We start from the raw sequence: 749 nt of genomic DNA, 5'->3' as shown, positions 1-749 counted from the left end.
AATCTGAACAGCACGCAACCTGAGTGCTGTTTTTATTTGGCAAGCATCAGATAAAACATTATTTTTCAAAGCCTTAAATAGAGTCAGTTATTTGAAAACCTCAATACACATCCTCTCCAAACTGAGAACAGTGACTCTTTTTCAAGATATAGCAAAGTACCACCCTCAAATACAACTCGCCTATCCATCCAATTAATTGGTTACTCATCGCAATCATCAGCTCAATTTTTTGAGCTGGATCTAGTGATTATGTTTCAAAATGTGATCAATCATGCACATCGTAGCTTATGTTCTTTTCTTCGTAATTAGCACACCTATTATGTACGACAATAATACATACAAGGAATTACATAATGAAACAAACTCTTGTTCTTGCGGGTTCACTCTTACTTGCTCTACCGGCTGCTGCTGATGTAGCCAACAACGGAGTTTCGTACCCTGTTCCTGCAGACAAATTCGATATGCGTAACTGGAAGATCACTATCCCTTCAGACATCAATGAAGATGGCAAAGTCGATGAGATTGAAGGCGTTGCAATGCTAAGTTACTCTCACGAAGATTTCTTCCACTTAGATAAAGATGGCAATCTTGTATTTGAAGTACAAAACAAAGCTATCACTACTAAGATCTCTAAGAATGCCCGCTCCGAGCTGCGTCAAATGCCTCGCGGTGCAAACTTCGACAACATTCTTACCGACTCTAAGATGTACCAGTGGGCGCTATCAAGCCACCCTGAAGCGGATCAATAC

The 749-nt window shown here is 40.2% G+C and carries 1 protein-coding gene; it reads left to right on the top strand.

Annotated elements, in window-relative coordinates; all coding sequences use genetic code 11:
• Nucleotides 1-353: 353 nt before the first annotated feature.
• Nucleotides 354-749: polysaccharide lyase family 7 protein (locus AB4585_RS28350; protein ID WP_372172100.1), on the top strand; the 396-nt coding region annotated here is incomplete at its 3' end.

The sequence above is a fragment of the Vibrio sp. 10N.222.49.C9 genome, from assembly GCF_041474985.1.
Taxonomy (GTDB): Bacteria; Pseudomonadota; Gammaproteobacteria; order Enterobacterales; family Vibrionaceae; genus Vibrio; species Vibrio crassostreae_C.
This window is presented reverse-complemented; position numbering and strand designations above follow the sequence as displayed.